The sequence below is a fragment of the Ruegeria sp. YKSD179 genome (assembly GCF_059612885.1).
Genome location: NZ_JBXWRL010000010.1, coordinates 78,302 through 94,338, shown reverse-complemented (window position 1 = coordinate 94,338; position 16,037 = coordinate 78,302). Strand labels below are relative to the sequence as shown.

The window sequence follows — 16,037 nt, the reverse complement described above, 5'->3', positions numbered from 1 at the left end:
CCTCAAACGCTCAGACTACAATCAACTCAGAGTGACTTTGAAATGACTTCCAGCCTACTGCTTTTTAACATGTCGGAAACTGTGCAACTTACAGATTGGTGGATCAGCGCGGACCCTTACATGCTGCTGGCGGCAGTTTTACTGCCGGTTTTAATTTGGCTCACAAAAACGCCGCTAGCGAAGTTTTTGATTTTGCCTTTGGCTTCGATTGCTCGTGCATTCCACATTGAAATCACAACCGCAGAAAAAAGCCGTTTGATCATAGCTATCTCCGCAATCTGTGTCGCCGCAGCATTTTATATCTCCTACTCATTTCTGGGAGTTCCGGGAACCGTATCGCAGCTGCTAGGCGCCGTGATTAGGATAGCACTGATTGTCACATTGTTTCGCTTCCTCAATGAGCTGTTGCAAAGCGCAATCGCCAAGGCTGCACAATCCGTTGGAAGCTACAATGTAATATCTGGGAACTGGCTGCCTCAGTTTGCAAAGCTGGTAGTTATCGTTCTGATGATTTTCGTCATTCTACAGGGCTGGGGAATTGATTTAGGGCCCGCGCTGACCGGATTGGGTATTGCAGGTGCAGCAGTCGCATTGGCTGCTCAGGATTTGTTACGTAACTTGATCGCGGGTGTGAGTATAGGTGGCGAACGTAGATTCAAGGTCGGAGACTGGGTGAACTTTGGTGGTGGTCAGCAAGGCATAATCGAAAAAATGGAACTTCGCTCGACTGTCATAAGAAACTTCGATGGGTCAAAACTTTTTGTGCCCAACAGCGAGTTGGCAAATTCTGTATTAACAAACTTTTCCGAACGTGATGCACGTCGCATTCGTTGGTCTGTATCTACTACTTATTCGACGTCACCTGAGGTCTTGGAGGCCCTCTGCGATAGAATTTCAGAATTCATTTTTGAGTGCGACCTTTTCTTAAAAAGTGAGAATTTCCACTGCTTCGTCAAGCTCCATGAATTGAAAGAGTCCTCCGTCGACATTCTGGTCGATTGTTACGTGGCTTCAAACACTTGGGAGGCCGAACTGAACGCCCGCCACATACTAATCCAGGAAATCAAAAGGATATTTGCTGACTTGAATGCCAATTTCGCCTTTCCGACGATCAATGTACTAGGTGGGCAACAAGCACAACCCTAACAAGCTGATCAACTAAACACAGATTAAGCTTAGTTGATTACGCAAAAGACCAGGATGTTTGACCTGGAAAACCCAATTACTTTGGGGGTGTCCGCAATCCGTGTTGGTGCGCTTCGGTATTTCGCAGAAAAGCGTATATCACTTCGCATTTTACGCGGAGGATACCCATGCTGCACCAAGACTTTCGCCGTTTGCTCGATGCCCTCGACCACCTGAATCCGACCCAGATCGAGGGCGCCCAGACGAAGATCATGGATCTCCGACAGAAGACGGAGGCTATCTCGGAAATCGAAGTACGGACACCCACTGGCGTCGGCGACATCGACCACCTGGGAGGAGGTAAAGAACCAGCACTTCATCCTGCTTAGGCCGGAGAGCGGTACACGCAAACTCCTACAACGCCACCTAGGCACTCTCTACGATGTGCTTTCGAACGACATACAGGTCGGGCATTTCCATTCGCAACTTAGCCTCGTCGCACGGGGGATTGGAATAGCGGCAACTCCCTCCCTCATCCGGCTCTCAGGGCGCGACCTCGACATTGCGATCATCCCAATTTCTGAACCAACAATCAGCCGCAAACTTGGCATTGTGACTTACAAGGGCCGTGCCCTATCCCCGGCAGCCGAGAAACTTCGCGAAGTGGCCGCCTCGGTCATGCGAGGCGCTGATGGCTAGCCCGATTTCAATGGTCCGCACGATTGTCGGTGCATCTCTGGATTCTGGTGCATGTGGACGATGGCTTTAGCCTCGGCTCGGAACCGTCATCCAAGAAATTCAGACGAATATCGCATGGTTGAAGGACCGCTCCTTGTGCCTGCCCCGAGTTCTGTTGCGTCTGCACAAAACAGCTGGAAGCCTCTCCACGCTATTCAGGCCGCAGTCGCGAACCGCAGATTCCAGCCACTGGGTTTCGAAAGCCGAACGGCGGGAAAGTCCGCAGAGCAGTCAGTCAGAAACAGCAAGCAGTTTGATCGCTTCGGCCGAAAGCCGACATTCAGGCAAAGTGCAGCGAATGACTGTTGCGAGCCCGAAGGAGACGATGGCACTTGCGATCTTTCTACAGCGTTTCACACCTTGAAAGCAGCGATAGCTGGCCCGACTCCCTTCAGATCAAATGGACCAGTCGGCTCCATTGCGGCGTCGACTTGCCAAGCGGTCGCATGAGAAATCAAAATTTGACCGTCCTCTGCCACGTCGCATAAGCGTTCGGCAAGGTTCGGTGCCGGACCTATGGCCGAATAGTCCCGTCGACCTTCAAATCCGATTTGGCCCATTGTGGCAGCGCCAGTACCAACGCCTATCCCGATACCCAAGCTTCGTTTCTCCAAACCGGACTTGAACCCCGACAATGAGGACTGGACCGCTGAGCGCAATTCAAGAGCGAGGTCTACTGCGCGCTGAGCGGCGTTTTCCATAGCAACCGGGGCTCCGAACAGGACCATCAATCCGTCACCCAAAAAACGCTCCAGCGTGCCTCCGCTTGCTTCGATCAGAGGGCCGCAGGTACCATGAAAACAGTTCAACGCGTCAACGACCTGATCCGGCGTTGCCGCATTAGAATAGGCGGTGAAGCCACGCAAATCGGCGAACAACACAGTTATCTCCGATCGCTGCGTGCGCAGAATATTCTGCTCGTCCGGTGCCCCGACGATCATCTCAGCCACCTGTGCCGGAAGAAACCTTCTCAGACGGTTGGTGCGTTCGATCTCCTTGACCTGGGTTTGAACCTTGTCTTCAAGCGCCGAATTAAGACTGGCCAACTCGACTTTTTGAGCCTCAATCGCGGAATAAAGCTCACCCAACTTTTGACTTGTTCCATTTACGTGACCCGCCAACTCACCAAGTTCGTCGCGGTTGGCGACGTTAACACGCGTTTCGAAGTTTCCGACCGATAACCGGGAAAGTGCAACACGTATTCGATCGAGAGGATTTGTGATCGATCTTGAAATCGCAAAACCAAGAAGCAATGCCAAAACAATGGCGAAGCCGGATGCCCCCACCAACAATGTCTGAGCACGCTCATAGGCCCTATTATTTTCCTCGGTGCTGTCTTGCATCCTTTCCCGTACATTGAAGTAAATGGAGAAAATTATTCGATCCAGTTCGCCAACAGCGTTAGAAAATTCCGTGTCGTAAACTGCTTTTGCAGCGACAGCGTTACCTTCCTTTAGATGAGTACGTATTTTTGATGCGGCAGCTTCAATTCGTCGTTCATTGGCAATGAATTCTTTCTCATATTGTGGCGTCAGAAAGTGCGTCGCCCTATTGGGGTTGCCTGTTTGTGAAGCACCTGCTCTGAAAAGGTATACTTCGTCATAAAGCTTCTTCCCCAGCTTTTCGTTTTCCGCCGCGTTGCCAAAATTCAGTATTGCGTCTGCGCCAACCAGTTTCACGGTCAGAATACTGCGTTGAACTGCCAGCAAAGTGCTGATCCGAATCTGATCCTCCAATAGCTGATCCGCTCGATCGTTTGCCTTGCGCAGTTCTGCCATGCCCGTCAGAGCAAGTGCGACCATGAAGCAAACGACAATCAGAAACGCGACTGGCAACTTGGCGCCAATTGGCGCTGCTATTTGTCCAATCCCGTTCGCAATCCGCGAGAGCAATGCAAACCACTTCAGGTCCGCCGACTTTTTGACCGTCATTCCAAGGCTCCTCGCCGTGCAAAAAACAGACGTTGAGCCGACAGTATGCCGTGAACGAGAAAAACCTCCAAATGGGCTCACAGTGCCCGGGCGTCAGTAGCGAAGCAAATCTTGCTACGTCAGCATCCGGCAGCTTGGTTGCCGTTCAGCAAAATTTCGCGAATGTCGGGTGCTAGTAAAAGCAGACCTTCGGGTGAAATTCCTCGGAATGCGCACCTCCAATGACCGCTTAGCGTGACATTACAGTCATCTGAGTAAAAAGGTCGGATGACTGCCTTGAGCCCAATGCAGACATAGTGTTCGGGCGCAGCATTGGTCGCAAAAGGCGGTTTGCGCAGCCTTGCTATAGGTGGAAGTAAAGGTGGCTGAACGTAATTTTTAGGGTCTTAGCATTTAGGTATTCAACGGGGGCATTGGGCGCGTAAACGATTTTTCTGTCTATTGGTTGAAACCGGCTGCGTAGCCCAAATGTACTTTGATACTTCCCCGAAACATCAAGAGGCATCGGCCTTTAGTTTGATACAACTAGGATGGGCAGGCCAGAGATCATATTTTCAAGGGGATGATTTGACTTGCTCCCAAAGCGGCTGGAACTGTTCAGACCCTGGCCAATCAATTGTACGACTTCCGGTGATCCTGCGAATTTCGAATGGCTGCCAGATTTGGAGTCATCAATATTGCTCAGGTCGATCACAGTCACTCCAAGCTCGGCAAGTTCGGCTGAGTCGGACGCTCCCACCCTGCTAATCCCACCCGAAATCCTGCGAGAAAACCCAAGGGCGTTATCATCCTTGGATGTCAGGACAAACAATTTGGTGCGGTCTCCGTCTATCATGCCCAATTGAGACCGGAACACATCAATATCTATGTCCGGAGATGCCATCATGACGGATTTGAGGCGACCCGTGGAGTTGAACTTGCCCGCCCGTTCGGCAAAGACGATTGCTTCCATTAACAACATCGAGCCCATCGAGTGTGCGAATATGTCAGCGCCATTTGCCTTGGTTCTGACAAGTATGTCTGCGGCCTTCAGGAACTGCGGACGCGCGGCAAGAGCGCTGTTCAGATCATACACGTACTTGACCGGTTGTGCTGCAGACGCCCAGGAGAACAAGACAGGCACGCCTTTAAAGTCCGTGTCTTCTACAAACTGGGCCAGCCTAAGGATCGAATCGCTGATAGTGTTGTTGTAGCCATGCACAAAGAACAGAATGTCGCGATCACCGGGTGGCAACTTGGCGAGCGCTCCATTCAGGGACCTGATGAATGCATCGTCGGTTTGATAGACTGTCGGTTCGATGACCGCAAATTCAGTTCTTGGGTCCGGCGGCATCCTCTTGGAACGCTCTAACTCTCCTGAAACATGATTAGGTGGTATCGATACTACAACCGATGCTAATCCCAGTTCTGGAGCTCTTTGGCCAGAGTAGAATGCTCCAACAACCTCTGTCGCTTGCCTTGTGGTGGTGATGAAAATCTTTTGCCGCGTTGCCTCCGTGACAGAAACGGCAGGGATCTTGGAGTTGTCGATACCAACCAGTTCTGGGGAACGGGAACAAGACGTAAGCGCACCAGTTATCAAAAGAACAGTGAGAAAACCTCGAAACCAATCCACAACGACACCAAAATGATTCATAAACATAATCTTCCCAAATTCTAGTTATCACGGGCAAACAAGGCTTCACGAGCTGACACCCTATGTATAGCCCAATAGAAGCTTGAAGCTATTGATCTCGATCACAGCACTCAAATCCAATGAATCGATATTTGTTATTAAGTCCTTTTGTCGCTATTTTCAGGGATTTCGATACACGGTTGCCAACGCAAAATATTGGTCATCTAAGGCTCAAAAGTGTAAATTCACCGCGACCGGCAAAAAGGTCGGGTTCGGGCCAGAAGCCGCCGTCGGGCCAACCAGAACGAAGGTCTGGAAAGTCCGCATACCGGAAGTTGACCCAATTTTGCCGAACGTCCGGTCCTGTTGAAAGCAGACATCGTACACAGAAGGACCGATTTCGTGGACTTGAATGTCTGCTTATGCCGAAAGCGGTCGCTCCGGAATACTTGCGCAAGTTCCGCTTTGCGGACAAAGCTGTCAATTGCATATCGGTACGCACCGTCTCGATAGTCGCGTCACTCGGCGATCGGCGCTCCTGGCACAGCCTCGTAGGCATTTGCCTGTTCGACCTCGTGCGCTGTCGCGGTTCCCGGCAAGAGCTCGAACAAGGGATCGAAATCAACCATGGTCGAGGCTAGTTGCGCAAGAACTTCCACGTCACCCTCCACCGTGGCGGTGCCGTCGGCAATCTGAGCATCCAAAGTGACTTCGCCGCCCATCGTACGCTCGAGATCCGCGCGGTTGATTGTTAGCGTCAGATCAGGGTCGTCAGCCAGGAAGCCTTCGATATTTGTTAGTGTCGCATTCTCCATCTCAACTATGAACTTCTCACCATTGTCCGGAGTGATCATATTGATGGTGAATTTCATGCCTTCGGCTTTGCTACTGTCCATGCGGATGCCGAGGAAGTTGAGGAATAGTTCTGTGGACATCGCCCTTATCACGTCAGGGCTAGAGCCCTTTACGACCGGCGCATCTGAGATCCCAGAGCGAAGTTCATAGGCGCCTGCGAGGTAGCAATTGCGAATACCCGGGTTCTCATCCTGGTAACCAAGCTGCTCATAGCAATCGGCCAGCAGATCTCGCGCCTCCTGATTGTCGTTCTCTGCGAGGAAGAGCTTGTTCAGAATCTCGACGGCCATCAGGTACTCACCTGTGTCGTGCAATTCCTTGCCTTTTGCTAGAATCGCCGCGCCGCCGCCCATCATCTCGACAAAGAGAGGTGCCGAGTCTTCGGGAGAAGGCGGCACCAGCGTTGCAGGATTAGCATCCCAGAACCCAAGGTACTTCTGGATAACTCCACGGCTATTGTGGCGCGCGGTACCATGATAACCGCGGCAATACCATTTTTGCTCCAGACTTTCAGGCAACTTATACACATTGTGGATTTGGTTGATCGTCACGCCCTGGTTAGCAAGATGCAACACCTGGTTGTTCATGTGCGCATAGAGATCGCGTTGTGCCCGAAGAACTTCCTGTACTCGGTCATTGCCCCAGCGGGGCCAGTGGTGCGCTGTAAACATTACGTCGGCTTCGGTGCCGAAGAGATAAAGCGCTTGGGCAATGTACTTCGACCAGATCAGCGCATCACGAACCTCTGCACCTCGCATTGTGTAGATATTGTGCAGCGTCGCGTTAACATTTTCGGCCATCCATAGTGCCCTCATCTCTGGAATGTAGGTGTTCATCTCGGAGGGCGCTTCGGTGTTAGGCGTATTCTGGAACACCATTCGAATGCCGTCGACCTCGAGATACTCTATGTCCTCCTCGACGACCTTGGTCGGCGAGATCAGCCCAACTTCTCCAAACGACACCCGGTGGCCCAGGCCTTGTCCCGCGAAACCGTAGGGGCTGATCGGCAACTGCTGGCCGTACTGATAGGAAAGCCGACGGTTCATGGCGTTGCCGGCATAGACATTTTCGGAGATCGTAAACTCCATGAAGTCGCGCGGAACAATGATCTCGATCTTGCCGGCGCGCACATCCGCTTCGTCCACGATACCCCGCACGCCGCCCCAGTGATCGCCGTGGCTGTGCGAGTGAATCACGGCGGTAATCGGAAGTCCCTCGCCCACGTGCTGCTGGAACAAATCCCAGGCCGCTCGCGCGGTCTCGGAGCTTATTAGGGTATCAAAGACGATCCAACCTGTCTTACCGCGCACCAATGTCATCTGAGATAAATCGAAACCGCGCACCTGATAGATGCCCGGGATCACCTCGTAGAGCCCGTAGTTCTGGTTCAGACGCGAGATCCGCTGTAGCGAGGGGTGGATGCTTGGCCAGTCGACGTCTTCGTTGAAGAAGTCAAAGCTTTCCATGTCCCAGGCGACATTGCCGGTATCGGTCAAGATCTTCTTCTCGGGCATTTCGGCGATAAGGCCTTTGGCATTCTCATCGAAGTCCCGCGTGTCCGAAAAGGGTAGCTTCTCGCGCGCCTCGGCCAGAACCTTGAGTGTGTGCCCGGAAGGCGCCTTTCCTTTGGGATGAAAGTGCCCATCTGGCGGGGTGGAAGCCGATTGGGCAAAGGCCGGAGAATCGTCAAGCGCTATATGCGCCGCCACCGCGAATGCAGCTCCAGCAGCTGGAACAGACTTCATGAAATCTCGTCGCGTTGTCATGGCTTCGCCTCCCTGTTCATACTTTTTTGGGTCTAGGTGTCGCTCGACCATAACGCAGAACCGTCGGATCTCAGTCTCTTTTTCGCTTTAGCGGGTCTGTCGGGTTTGTGAGAAGTTCATTTAGTTCGACGAGCACGAGTCGCGCGAAATTTACCGTCTCTCCCTCTCGTCAGTTCTTCAGCTGCTTTTTGCGAGGCATACACCGCAACCTAGCATAGCCGTGTAGTGCCCAGTGCCATGGTCAGCCGAGACAAGGAACTGACCGCGATTTACTGAAACCCATTGTTATTGTAAGGATTGTCTACCCAGTTCGGGTTAATGCCGCTCAGGGGGTAGAAATGTTAAATTTTGTTTTTGCGGCAATTCTTGTTGGCCTGCCCGCAGTTTTTGGATCGCACTCGATCGTAAAAAACTTTGGAAGACGCAACGCGTCATATGGGTTTTCGGCATTGGTTTATGCTGTCGCGCTTTGCGCGTTCTTTGCCTACTGGCTCCCCGAGGGCAATCTCTTGTCGGCAGATTGGAGCCTGAAAATGCCGAGTGCATTAGCGTTTGGTCTAATAGTTGGTGTCATTTCTGGTCTTGTTCAGCGTCGGCGAACTGATCCCTGACGCACAAGTCTAGTTGTTACGAAAAAGTAGAATATGGACCCTGAGCGGTCCTATGACAGCTTTATGTCGACGAGGGCTCATTAGACCAATGCCTCATTGGAGAATTAATCTGGCCTAGGTCTGATCGCCCGTCGCTTCCTCCTCTGGTGCAAAGAAACTGATGGAACCCGCGAGCAGCAACAAAACCAAAACACTAACCACTTCAGCCAATAGCCTTGAAGCGGCAGCATCGGGTTCAACAGAAATCAGCATTAGGACAATTGCTGCCGTCATGCAGGCACGGCTAAGTATAGGGAATGCCAAAATGATCCTCATCGCCAATACAAAACCAACCGTCGCGAGACCGAATTCGAACCAGCGTGGAGGCTCGAACCAAGAGAGTAAAAGGACACCCGCAACACCCAAAACAACGCCGGTCATCCTCGATAAAGACATGCTCAACCCGTTCGTGCCGTTTGCTATGAGTACGCTCAAATAAACGAACGGAACCCAATAGGAACGTTCTATCGGCAGAAACTTCGCTAGTACCAGCGAAGCCAAGAAGCCAATGACTATCGCACATCTTACAGCGAAAGGTGGGAGCCCCAAGTCCGGACCTTTGGGTGCCATTAGTGCCTCTATTCCCACCAGCCTAGCAGAGGTTACACCCCAAAGCGCTCCAAAAACATAGTACGTCATAGTTGACGCATCTGGATGCGTTGTTTCAGAGAATACTAGATAGGACCAGCCGAACGCAGCATAGCCGACAGCTCTGGCCCCGGCTTGACGCAATGCCAGCATACTTCCGATCGCAAGAAGAGCTCCTACGATAAAAACACCCGTAGTTCCTGTCAAAGCCGCAACCGGATATGCCACCGCCGTTAACGCAACAGAAATCAAACCCCATTTTCGGTTGCAGAAAACGGTAGCCAATAGCCCGGCAGCGAAAGCGATCATTCCAACTGCGTGCGGCAGATCGAGCAAAACAGAAAGCAAAAAAACTGGCGTTCCAAGTGCCACTAACTGCGTTATCTGCGACCACGGAACAAACGGCTTCTGTTGCGAGTTCATTACTTAAATAAGCGTTACATCGGGAGCGTTTGCAAGTGACCGCTTTGGGCTCGGAGCGGACATTTCGTGGAATCTGCTCAACATCTGCTTTGCGGACAATCCGGACCGATGCGCCCGCGGCATGGCCAGTCACCCAGATTACTGCCTATCATCTTTTTCGTCGCTGCGGCGCAGCTCGATCTCCCGAAAGCGGTCGTTCGAGCAAGCATGGATAGAGCAGATCCGAACCGGTCGTTTGCCGCGCGGCTGATTGATGTCTCACATGCGGGACGGATCTGCCGATTGCGATCGCAAGTTCACCTGTGTAGGAAAAATCAGCGAAACCACACGCTGAAAGGATGAAACTTGCCCAAAGGATACTTGGTAGTTTGCTACAGAACCCCGCCGACCGAGAAAAATCTCGCGTCCTATGCAGCCGACGCGAGGCGAGCAATCGAGGCCTTGGGCGGGCGATTTATCGCCAGAGGTATGCCTGTAAAGACATTCGAGGCCGGTCAGTATGAACGCGCCATAATCATCGAGTTCGAAAGCACGGATGCAGCAATAGCTGCCTACGAGGACCCAACGTATCAGGCCATCCTACCTCGCCTGGGCGTTTTGCGTGATATGCGCGTTATCGAAGGCGACGACGCGTAGTAGCGGGGTACCCCTTTTCCACCGCTCTTTGTCGGCTTCGGGCTCGGAGCCGCCGCTCCCGCTAGAGGTGATCGCAGTCCGGTTTGAAATGGCGGACGACCGCTGCCGCCCGCCACTTTCTCAGATTTCGATCTTCTCTGCGATGCTCAGCGCGTCGTCGAGTTCGACGCCGAGGTACCTGACCGTGCTGTCCACCTTGGTGTGACCGAGCAGAAGCTGGACCGCGCGCAAGTTGCCTGTCTTCCGGTAGATCAACGCGGCCTTTGTCCTCCGCAGGGAATGCGTCCCATAGGCATTTGGATCGAGACCGATCGCAGACACCCAGTCCCTCACAAGACGGGCGTACTGTCGAGTGGAGAGATGGGGCGAGCCGTGGAACCTGCTCGGAAACAGGACGCCGCAACCGATCATCGGGGGCGACATGACCCATTCAAGAACCGAGCTTCGCGTATTCCCGGAGACTTCGAACTGAACGGGCCTGCCCGTCTTACTCTGTATGACCGACACGCGGTCTCGGACTGAGCCGCCAACGACGAGGTCACTGACGCGCAGACGAACGAGGTCACACCCGCGGAGCTTGCTGTCGATTGCAAGGTTGAACAGCGCCAGGTCCCGTAGGTTATTGGCAAGTTCAAGCCTGGCTCGAATGGCCCAAACCTGCTTGGGCAGGAGCGGTCGCTTCTGGCCGATAAGTCGGCCCTTGTTCCATGCCGGGCGTACGGGTCGCGTTGCCGGGAGCTGGATTCTGGACATGATGGGGTCTCCATCCGGCCCTCCCGCTCCTGGCGTCAGCACCGCGCCGACGTCGACAATCTACTGTCTCTCGACCAAGGACCGCTTTGGGAACCAAAGGCTCGACCAGCATTTCTGCGGCGCGTAGTCCGCTTCGAGCCCAAAGCGGCCTTTGTCGGAGCGATGCCTTTACTTAATCTGGCAGTCCAGCGGCTTTCAGTTGCTCGGCAAGCCTTGCATTTGCAGACTGATCACCAGCGTAGCCCATACCAGTTACAGCAACACCGATTGTCATAGTTGGGTACAATTCAGTGAGCCTTCGAACCGCTTCAGACGCGCTATCTGGCTTGTTGAGTGCGATGTTGCTGGCGACCTGGAATACTTGACAGGCTGAATAACCCGGCGTCTTGGCAAGACAGTCGCTCGCGGCCTCTAGAGATGCATCGTATTCACCCTGTCCCCACAACGCGCGACTCATCGCAGCATCATAGTAACTAGGTCTGATCGGGTTCAGCTCGAAAGCTTTCCGCGCTGTTTCGACCGCTTTGTCGAACTCACCGATATTGGCATATGCACGGCCCAGAAACAGGATGTTGTCTGCATCTCCCGGCCCGAGTTCCACCGACCTTCTCGCGGCTTGAAGCGCGCCTTCAGTATCGCCAACCCAAGACCGAAGTATACCAAGTGCCTGAAATGCGGTCGCCAGAGTCGGGTCGATTTCAATGGCCTTCTCGATCTTTGCAATCGCCGATGACAGATCGGCTGGTCCGAGGTCCGAAGCCCAACCGAAGGCAATGGCTATCCCTTCCACCCAACCCAGGTATAGCCAAGCCGGTGCGTAGTCCGGGTCCAGTTCGATCGCGCGAGAAAGATCTTGTCTCGCCAATTCCGAATCTACAGGGTTCAGCCGATGCTTCCGCGCGACGCCACGCAAAGCGAGTTCATAGACGTCCAAGGTTTCCGGCGGTCGCCTCAGAATTTCGCCCTTTTCGATTTCGCGAACTTCGGAGAAAAGAGAACCTACAATCCGTTCGACGATGTCGTCCTGCGTATCGAATACGGTTTCCGCTGTGCTCTCATAGGCCTCAGCCCAAACATTCCTCCCACTTTTCCCGTCGACCAGCTGTGTTGTGATCCTGAGGTGATCGCCGCTGCGCCGGACACTGCCTGTGAGTAAGTAGTAAACGCCAAGTTCTCGCGCAATCTCGGCGGCGTCACTCGTTTTCTCTGCGACAGCAAATGATGCTGACCGCGCCATCACTGTAAGCTCGGCATTGCGCGCAAGCTGCGTAATGATGTCTTCGGACATGCCATCGGCGAGATAGCGATAGTCTTCGTCATCTCGGAATGTTTCGAAAGGCAGAACCGCGATTGAGGGCCGGTCGGGTAGCTGAAAATCCGCACGCCCCCCAAAAGAAGCGTCATCTCGATACCACCATATTCCAACGCCGGTGATCGCGATCAAGATCAGAACCGCGGATACCAGACCGATGCGGCGTGCCAGATGTCTTCTGAGTAGGGTCGGTCGCTTCCTGACTACGCCACCAGTTTGAAAACTGAAGACCCGTATGGGATCAGCAACATTCTTCAGCGTTTGCAGTCCAAGGTCGCGAAATTGGCCATTCACCTTTCCCTTGACCTGATCATGGGCGCTTTGGGAAAGAAGTATCCCACCGGGCTCTGAGAGGCTTTCAATACGTGCCGCAATATTCACGCCGTCGCCATAAATGTCGTCGCCCTCAACGATCACATCGCCGATATTGATGCCGATGCGGAAATCGATGCGCTGCTGCTGCGCGGTCCCGGCATTGCGATTTTCCATCCCGCTCTGGATTCCAACTGCGCATTGCAGAGCGCTTACGGCACTTGGAAATTCGACCAGAAGACCGTCACCCATCAGCTTGACGATGCGCCCGCCATGTTCAGAAACCAGTGGAGCGATAAGGTCCTCGATATGTGAACGCAGCGCGGTCAATACGCCCGTTTCGTCCGCGCCCATCAAGCGCGTGTAGCCGACGACATCCGCCGCGAGAATTGCCGAAAGCCTGCGTTCCATTCTCACTTCCCTTGGGTACGAAGGCTAACCCACGCAGTCTGGCCATGCCAGAATGAAAGCAGTCGTTTTGCGTCGCATCACATCTCTGCACGCAAGAGCCTGCTCCAAAGCAGGCAATTCGTGGACCGCTTCGTCCGCAACCCGGACAATGGGGGCTGAGATCTCGCCGCACCGGTCACGAATGGCAGCTCTTCCTTCTGCGCCGCAGTGGTCAGGACCGGATGCGTTTATGCTGTATTTGCGAGGGCTTCGGCTGGGTCAGTTCCGGAAAGGGCTCGAAGCAGTCACCTGAGTCATTTTGTCAGATGACTGGTTTGGAACGCTAAGCCGCCATTGAGAGATCGCAATCAATCGGACATCAAATCCTCGATCTCCCTTTCCATCCGCACCAGATCGTTGATCGCCTTGCGCATTTCTTGCCATTCCCGCGTCCGCATGCCGTGCCTGTAAGCCGGGTTGGCTTTACCGGGGCCATGACCGCCGCGGGCACCGTGGAACCTGCACACCGTCCACCCTTTCACGGCCGGGCCTTTGCAGCGCTCTCCAGTTCGTTTTGATTTCGCAGTGCATCTCGGAGCTGCGTGCGCCCTGCTCATGGGGTTGTCGTCACTTTTCATGCGCGACCCTCCCCCTGGCCTCGACGTTTCCGACAATGGCCTGCCCGCCATCTTCGACGTTGACGTGCTGCACGGTGACTGTCTGCTTTCCGCCATTTCGGTATTTGCGCAAGGCTTCAACCTGAGACGTGTAGGTTCGGGCCAGTTTGTTGTACGCCCGTTCGTGCGCCTCGAACTGAGGGAGTTGCTCGGCATTCGCCATGCGGCCGCCTTGCCGGATCATTGCCACGTGCGTTGTTGCCATCTGCACCGCCAAGATGCGCTCGACGCCGTCACGCGGCGCGATCTCTCTGACGATCGCAGGCATGAAGCCCCGCATGTCCTCTGATCCATCTTCAACTTCAGAAGGTTTGAGCGTTTTATAGGCCTGCAGGAACAAGCCCTCATTCACGGCAGGGCTGTCACTGCCAAAGATCTTGGTTAGGTCGTGTTGACAAAAGGGATTCACACTCGGCGATAGGCGTGGTTCAAGCTGGTATCTGCGATGGAGACCAGCTTGGCACGAGACGCCTTTTGATCCTAGTTCTGGCAGCCCACTCACAGCCCATTACGATAACGGAATTGGCCATCCATGATCGTTGCTTGAACTTTTGTTTTCAGGAGCTCTTCGGGATTGTCCAAATCCAGAATGTTCCGATCCAAGATCACAATATCTGCCAATTTGCCGACTTCCAGAGAGCCAAGCTTGTCTTCCATTCTTAGTTGCCATGCAGGGTTAATTGTTACAGCCTCAATTGCCTGCATCAGGTCCAGCGGTTCAGCTCCATTTGGGAACTTCTTAGAGTTCTCGGGATCCAGGGGATTTTTGAAAGAAACCGCAGTATAAATCTGGTAAAGCATGCTGTTGGTTGACATCGGCGCGGACGGATAATCTCCTGCAAGGCTGACACTGACCCCGGCATCGGCCAGTGGCTTGTATTGAGAAACACGCTCGTTCGTCCGCGTGTCACCCAACATGCTGAGAAAGTCCTGATCCTGCCCAGCCCAATCCACCGAAAAAATCGGGGTGATGTTGACTGGGATATTGTTATCAATCATGCGCTGCTGGTCATCAGGGTGCACGATCTGAAAGTGATGCAGTGCGTTGCGCTCGTTCGTGTTGCCGGAATCGCGTGACGCAAGGATCGCGTCAATCATTCCACGCACAGTGCCCGACCCTTCAACATGGGCAAAAACATCTAGGCCTTGGTCGTTTGCGGCTTTGACAACCTCTTTCATCTGATCCGGCTTCACTGCCGAAATGCCTATATTGTCTGTTCCCTCGAACGGCTCCAGCATCAGAACCGCGCCGGCACTCCACGTCCCTTCGGGGTGTAATTTGATGCCATGTACGCGAAACAAGTCGCCGTTGTACCTGTCGGCCATTGCACGTGCCCGTGCCGCAAATTCAACAGGATCGGCGGTCGCGTCCTTGTAGGCCGGTTGAACAAATGTTCGCACCGGCAAATCACCGTCGGCGAGAGCTTTCTCAAGCACCTTCATGGAAATTTCCAGATCATCAAACATGCCAGGTGCGTTTGTGAAATTCGGAGTGACAACACCAGGAATCAGTGCTGTTGTTGTGCCGCCTGCGACCACTTGTGGCTGAAGTTTTTCGCGGCTTTCCTCGATCATTCGCTCGGGTTCCCAAGCGACTTTCGTATAGACAGGGAACCACGAACCTTCCTTCCCGACGCCCAATGGGTTTCCGTCGTCATCCCTGATCCAGTAAGTAACCCCTGGCACCGGGTCCGGCGTATCTTTGGTGATGTTTCCTGCTTCGAGCGCCTTGGTGTTCAGCCAGGCATCGTGAATGGTGAAGTCGATGATAATCGCGATCTTGTCGGGGATGATTTCATCCAACTCAGCGGCAGTCGGCGCCCCACCCATAAGGGTTGCATTGTATCCTTGGCCGACAACGATCGGCAGATCCGGGTTTTCCGCCACGTAGTCCCGCAGCATCTGCAATGTTTCTTCTTTGTCTTTTGCCGCATTCAGATCGACGCCTAGTGTCGACCACGCGGAGCCAAGAACATGGTCGTGGGCGCTGACATAGCCGGGGAGCACCATCTTGCCGGTCAGGTCAAGGACTTCGGTGTTCTCGCCAGTCAAGCTTTCCGCGCCGTTCACGTCGCCAACATACACGATCTGATTGCCTCGTACGGCAACGGCTTGCGCCTCGGGATTTTCTTTGTCCATTGTCAGGACGAAAGCATTTTTCAAAACCAGGTCTGCGGCATCCTGGGCATGAGCAACGCTCGCGCTTAGTGCCAGGAAACTGGCCATAATCAACTTCATCTTGTTTCTCCCCTGTTTGCAAGTTCAC

At 53.6% G+C, this 16,037-nt stretch carries 14 protein-coding genes; 5 read left to right on the top strand and 9 right to left on the bottom strand.

Annotation, left to right across the window (positions count from 1 at the left end; translation table 11 throughout):
* Window positions 1-42 precede the first annotated feature (42 nt).
* The 3 genes from AC2FNE_RS08135 (at window position 43) to AC2FNE_RS08125 (ending at window position 1,824) form a co-directional block, all read left to right on the top strand.
* On the top strand, window positions 43-1,146 hold the full coding sequence (locus tag AC2FNE_RS08135) for a mechanosensitive ion channel family protein (RefSeq protein WP_496805147.1): 1,104 nt from the start codon (window positions 43-45) through the stop codon (window positions 1,144-1,146).
* A 167-nt stretch (window positions 1,147-1,313) separates the two neighbouring features.
* A complete protein-coding gene (locus AC2FNE_RS08130) occupies window positions 1,314-1,514 on the top strand; it encodes a hypothetical protein (RefSeq protein ID WP_496716864.1) in 201 nt (66 codons plus the stop codon).
* Window positions 1,453-1,824 carry a LysR substrate-binding domain-containing protein gene (locus AC2FNE_RS08125; RefSeq protein ID WP_496805155.1) on the top strand — a complete coding sequence of 124 codons (372 nt, stop codon included), beginning with the start codon at window positions 1,453-1,455 and terminating at the stop codon, window positions 1,822-1,824. The genes AC2FNE_RS08130 and AC2FNE_RS08125 overlap by 62 nt, the downstream gene beginning before the upstream one ends.
* Before the next feature lie 392 nt (window positions 1,825-2,216).
* Here the strand turns inward: AC2FNE_RS08125 and AC2FNE_RS08120 are convergent, their stop codons facing one another.
* The 3 genes from AC2FNE_RS08120 to AC2FNE_RS08110 all read right to left on the bottom strand — a co-directional run bounded on the left by AC2FNE_RS08120 (window position 2,217) and on the right by AC2FNE_RS08110 (window position 8,030).
* Window positions 2,217-3,794: an adenylate/guanylate cyclase domain-containing protein gene (locus AC2FNE_RS08120; protein WP_496805146.1), complete on the bottom strand. Its 1,578-nt coding sequence runs from the start codon at window positions 3,792-3,794 to the stop codon at window positions 2,217-2,219.
* 511 nt (window positions 3,795-4,305) lie between these two features.
* On the bottom strand, window positions 4,306-5,430 hold the full coding sequence (locus AC2FNE_RS08115) for an alpha/beta hydrolase (RefSeq protein WP_170499405.1): 1,125 nt from the start codon (window positions 5,428-5,430) through the stop codon (window positions 4,306-4,308).
* A 497-nt stretch (window positions 5,431-5,927) separates the two neighbouring features.
* Window positions 5,928-8,030, bottom strand: a complete 2,103-nt coding sequence (locus AC2FNE_RS08110; RefSeq protein WP_496717084.1) for an alkyl/aryl-sulfatase — start codon at window positions 8,028-8,030, stop codon at window positions 5,928-5,930.
* A gap of 338 nt (window positions 8,031-8,368) precedes the next feature.
* Between AC2FNE_RS08110 and AC2FNE_RS08105 the strand changes: the two genes are divergently transcribed.
* Window positions 8,369-8,641 (top strand): hypothetical protein, encoded by a 273-nt coding sequence (locus AC2FNE_RS08105; protein WP_496717085.1) that lies wholly within the window; start codon window positions 8,369-8,371, stop codon window positions 8,639-8,641.
* Between the two features lie 114 nt (window positions 8,642-8,755).
* Here the strand turns inward: AC2FNE_RS08105 and AC2FNE_RS08100 are convergent, their stop codons facing one another.
* Window positions 8,756-9,691, bottom strand: coding sequence for an FUSC family protein (locus AC2FNE_RS08100; protein WP_496717086.1), 936 nt, complete (start codon window positions 9,689-9,691; stop codon window positions 8,756-8,758).
* Between the two features lie 345 nt (window positions 9,692-10,036).
* Between AC2FNE_RS08100 and AC2FNE_RS08095 the strand changes: the two genes are divergently transcribed.
* Window positions 10,037-10,327, top strand: coding sequence for a DUF1330 domain-containing protein (locus AC2FNE_RS08095; protein WP_367879970.1), 291 nt, complete (start codon window positions 10,037-10,039; stop codon window positions 10,325-10,327).
* A gap of 120 nt (window positions 10,328-10,447) precedes the next feature.
* On the opposite strand, the gene AC2FNE_RS08090 is transcribed toward AC2FNE_RS08095, so the two are convergent.
* From AC2FNE_RS08090 to AC2FNE_RS08070, 5 genes are all read right to left on the bottom strand, one after another.
* Window positions 10,448-11,080 carry a tyrosine-type recombinase/integrase gene (locus tag AC2FNE_RS08090; protein WP_496805145.1) on the bottom strand — a complete coding sequence of 211 codons (633 nt, stop codon included), beginning with the start codon at window positions 11,078-11,080 and terminating at the stop codon, window positions 10,448-10,450.
* 172 nt (window positions 11,081-11,252) lie between these two features.
* The gene (locus AC2FNE_RS08085) at window positions 11,253-13,115 is read right to left on the bottom strand and encodes an adenylate/guanylate cyclase domain-containing protein (protein ID WP_050931066.1); all 1,863 of its coding nucleotides are present in this window, start codon (window positions 13,113-13,115) and stop codon (window positions 11,253-11,255) included.
* Window positions 13,116-13,462: 347 nt separating this feature from the next.
* Entirely contained in the window at window positions 13,463-13,732 is a 270-nt protein-coding gene (locus AC2FNE_RS08080; RefSeq protein ID WP_171239094.1) for a hypothetical protein, read from the bottom strand.
* On the bottom strand, window positions 13,722-14,111 hold the full coding sequence (locus AC2FNE_RS08075; RefSeq protein ID WP_496805144.1) for a hypothetical protein: 390 nt from the start codon (window positions 14,109-14,111) through the stop codon (window positions 13,722-13,724). Before AC2FNE_RS08075 ends, AC2FNE_RS08080 begins: the two co-directional genes overlap by 11 nt.
* A gap of 158 nt (window positions 14,112-14,269) precedes the next feature.
* Window positions 14,270-16,009, bottom strand: a complete 1,740-nt coding sequence (locus AC2FNE_RS08070) for an amidohydrolase (RefSeq protein WP_496716031.1) — start codon at window positions 16,007-16,009, stop codon at window positions 14,270-14,272.
* Window positions 16,010-16,037: the final 28 nt, after the last annotated feature.

What these genes read in the sequence shown, in the direction of transcription:
- AC2FNE_RS08135 (WP_496805147.1), top strand. Translation starts at nt 43, where the DNA reads ATGACTTCCAGCCTACTGCTTTTTAACATGTCGGAAACTGTGCAACTT.
- AC2FNE_RS08130 (WP_496716864.1), top strand. Translation starts at nt 1,314, where the DNA reads ATGCTGCACCAAGACTTTCGCCGTTTGCTCGATGCCCTCGACCACCTG.
- AC2FNE_RS08120 (WP_496805146.1), bottom strand. Translation starts at nt 3,794, where the DNA reads ATGACGGTCAAAAAGTCGGCGGACCTGAAGTGGTTTGCATTGCTCTCG.
- AC2FNE_RS08115 (WP_170499405.1), bottom strand. Translation starts at nt 5,430, where the DNA reads ATGAATCATTTTGGTGTCGTTGTGGATTGGTTTCGAGGTTTTCTCACT.
- AC2FNE_RS08110 (WP_496717084.1), bottom strand. Translation starts at nt 8,030, where the DNA reads ATGACAACGCGACGAGATTTCATGAAGTCTGTTCCAGCTGCTGGAGCT.
- AC2FNE_RS08105 (WP_496717085.1), top strand. Translation starts at nt 8,369, where the DNA reads ATGTTAAATTTTGTTTTTGCGGCAATTCTTGTTGGCCTGCCCGCAGTT.
- AC2FNE_RS08100 (WP_496717086.1), bottom strand. Translation starts at nt 9,691, where the DNA reads ATGAACTCGCAACAGAAGCCGTTTGTTCCGTGGTCGCAGATAACGCAG.
- AC2FNE_RS08090 (WP_496805145.1), bottom strand. Translation starts at nt 11,080, where the DNA reads ATGTCCAGAATCCAGCTCCCGGCAACGCGACCCGTACGCCCGGCATGG.
- AC2FNE_RS08085 (WP_050931066.1), bottom strand. Translation starts at nt 13,115, where the DNA reads ATGGAACGCAGGCTTTCGGCAATTCTCGCGGCGGATGTCGTCGGCTAC.
- AC2FNE_RS08080 (WP_171239094.1), bottom strand. Translation starts at nt 13,732, where the DNA reads ATGAAAAGTGACGACAACCCCATGAGCAGGGCGCACGCAGCTCCGAGA.
- AC2FNE_RS08070 (WP_496716031.1), bottom strand. Translation starts at nt 16,009, where the DNA reads ATGAAGTTGATTATGGCCAGTTTCCTGGCACTAAGCGCGAGCGTTGCT.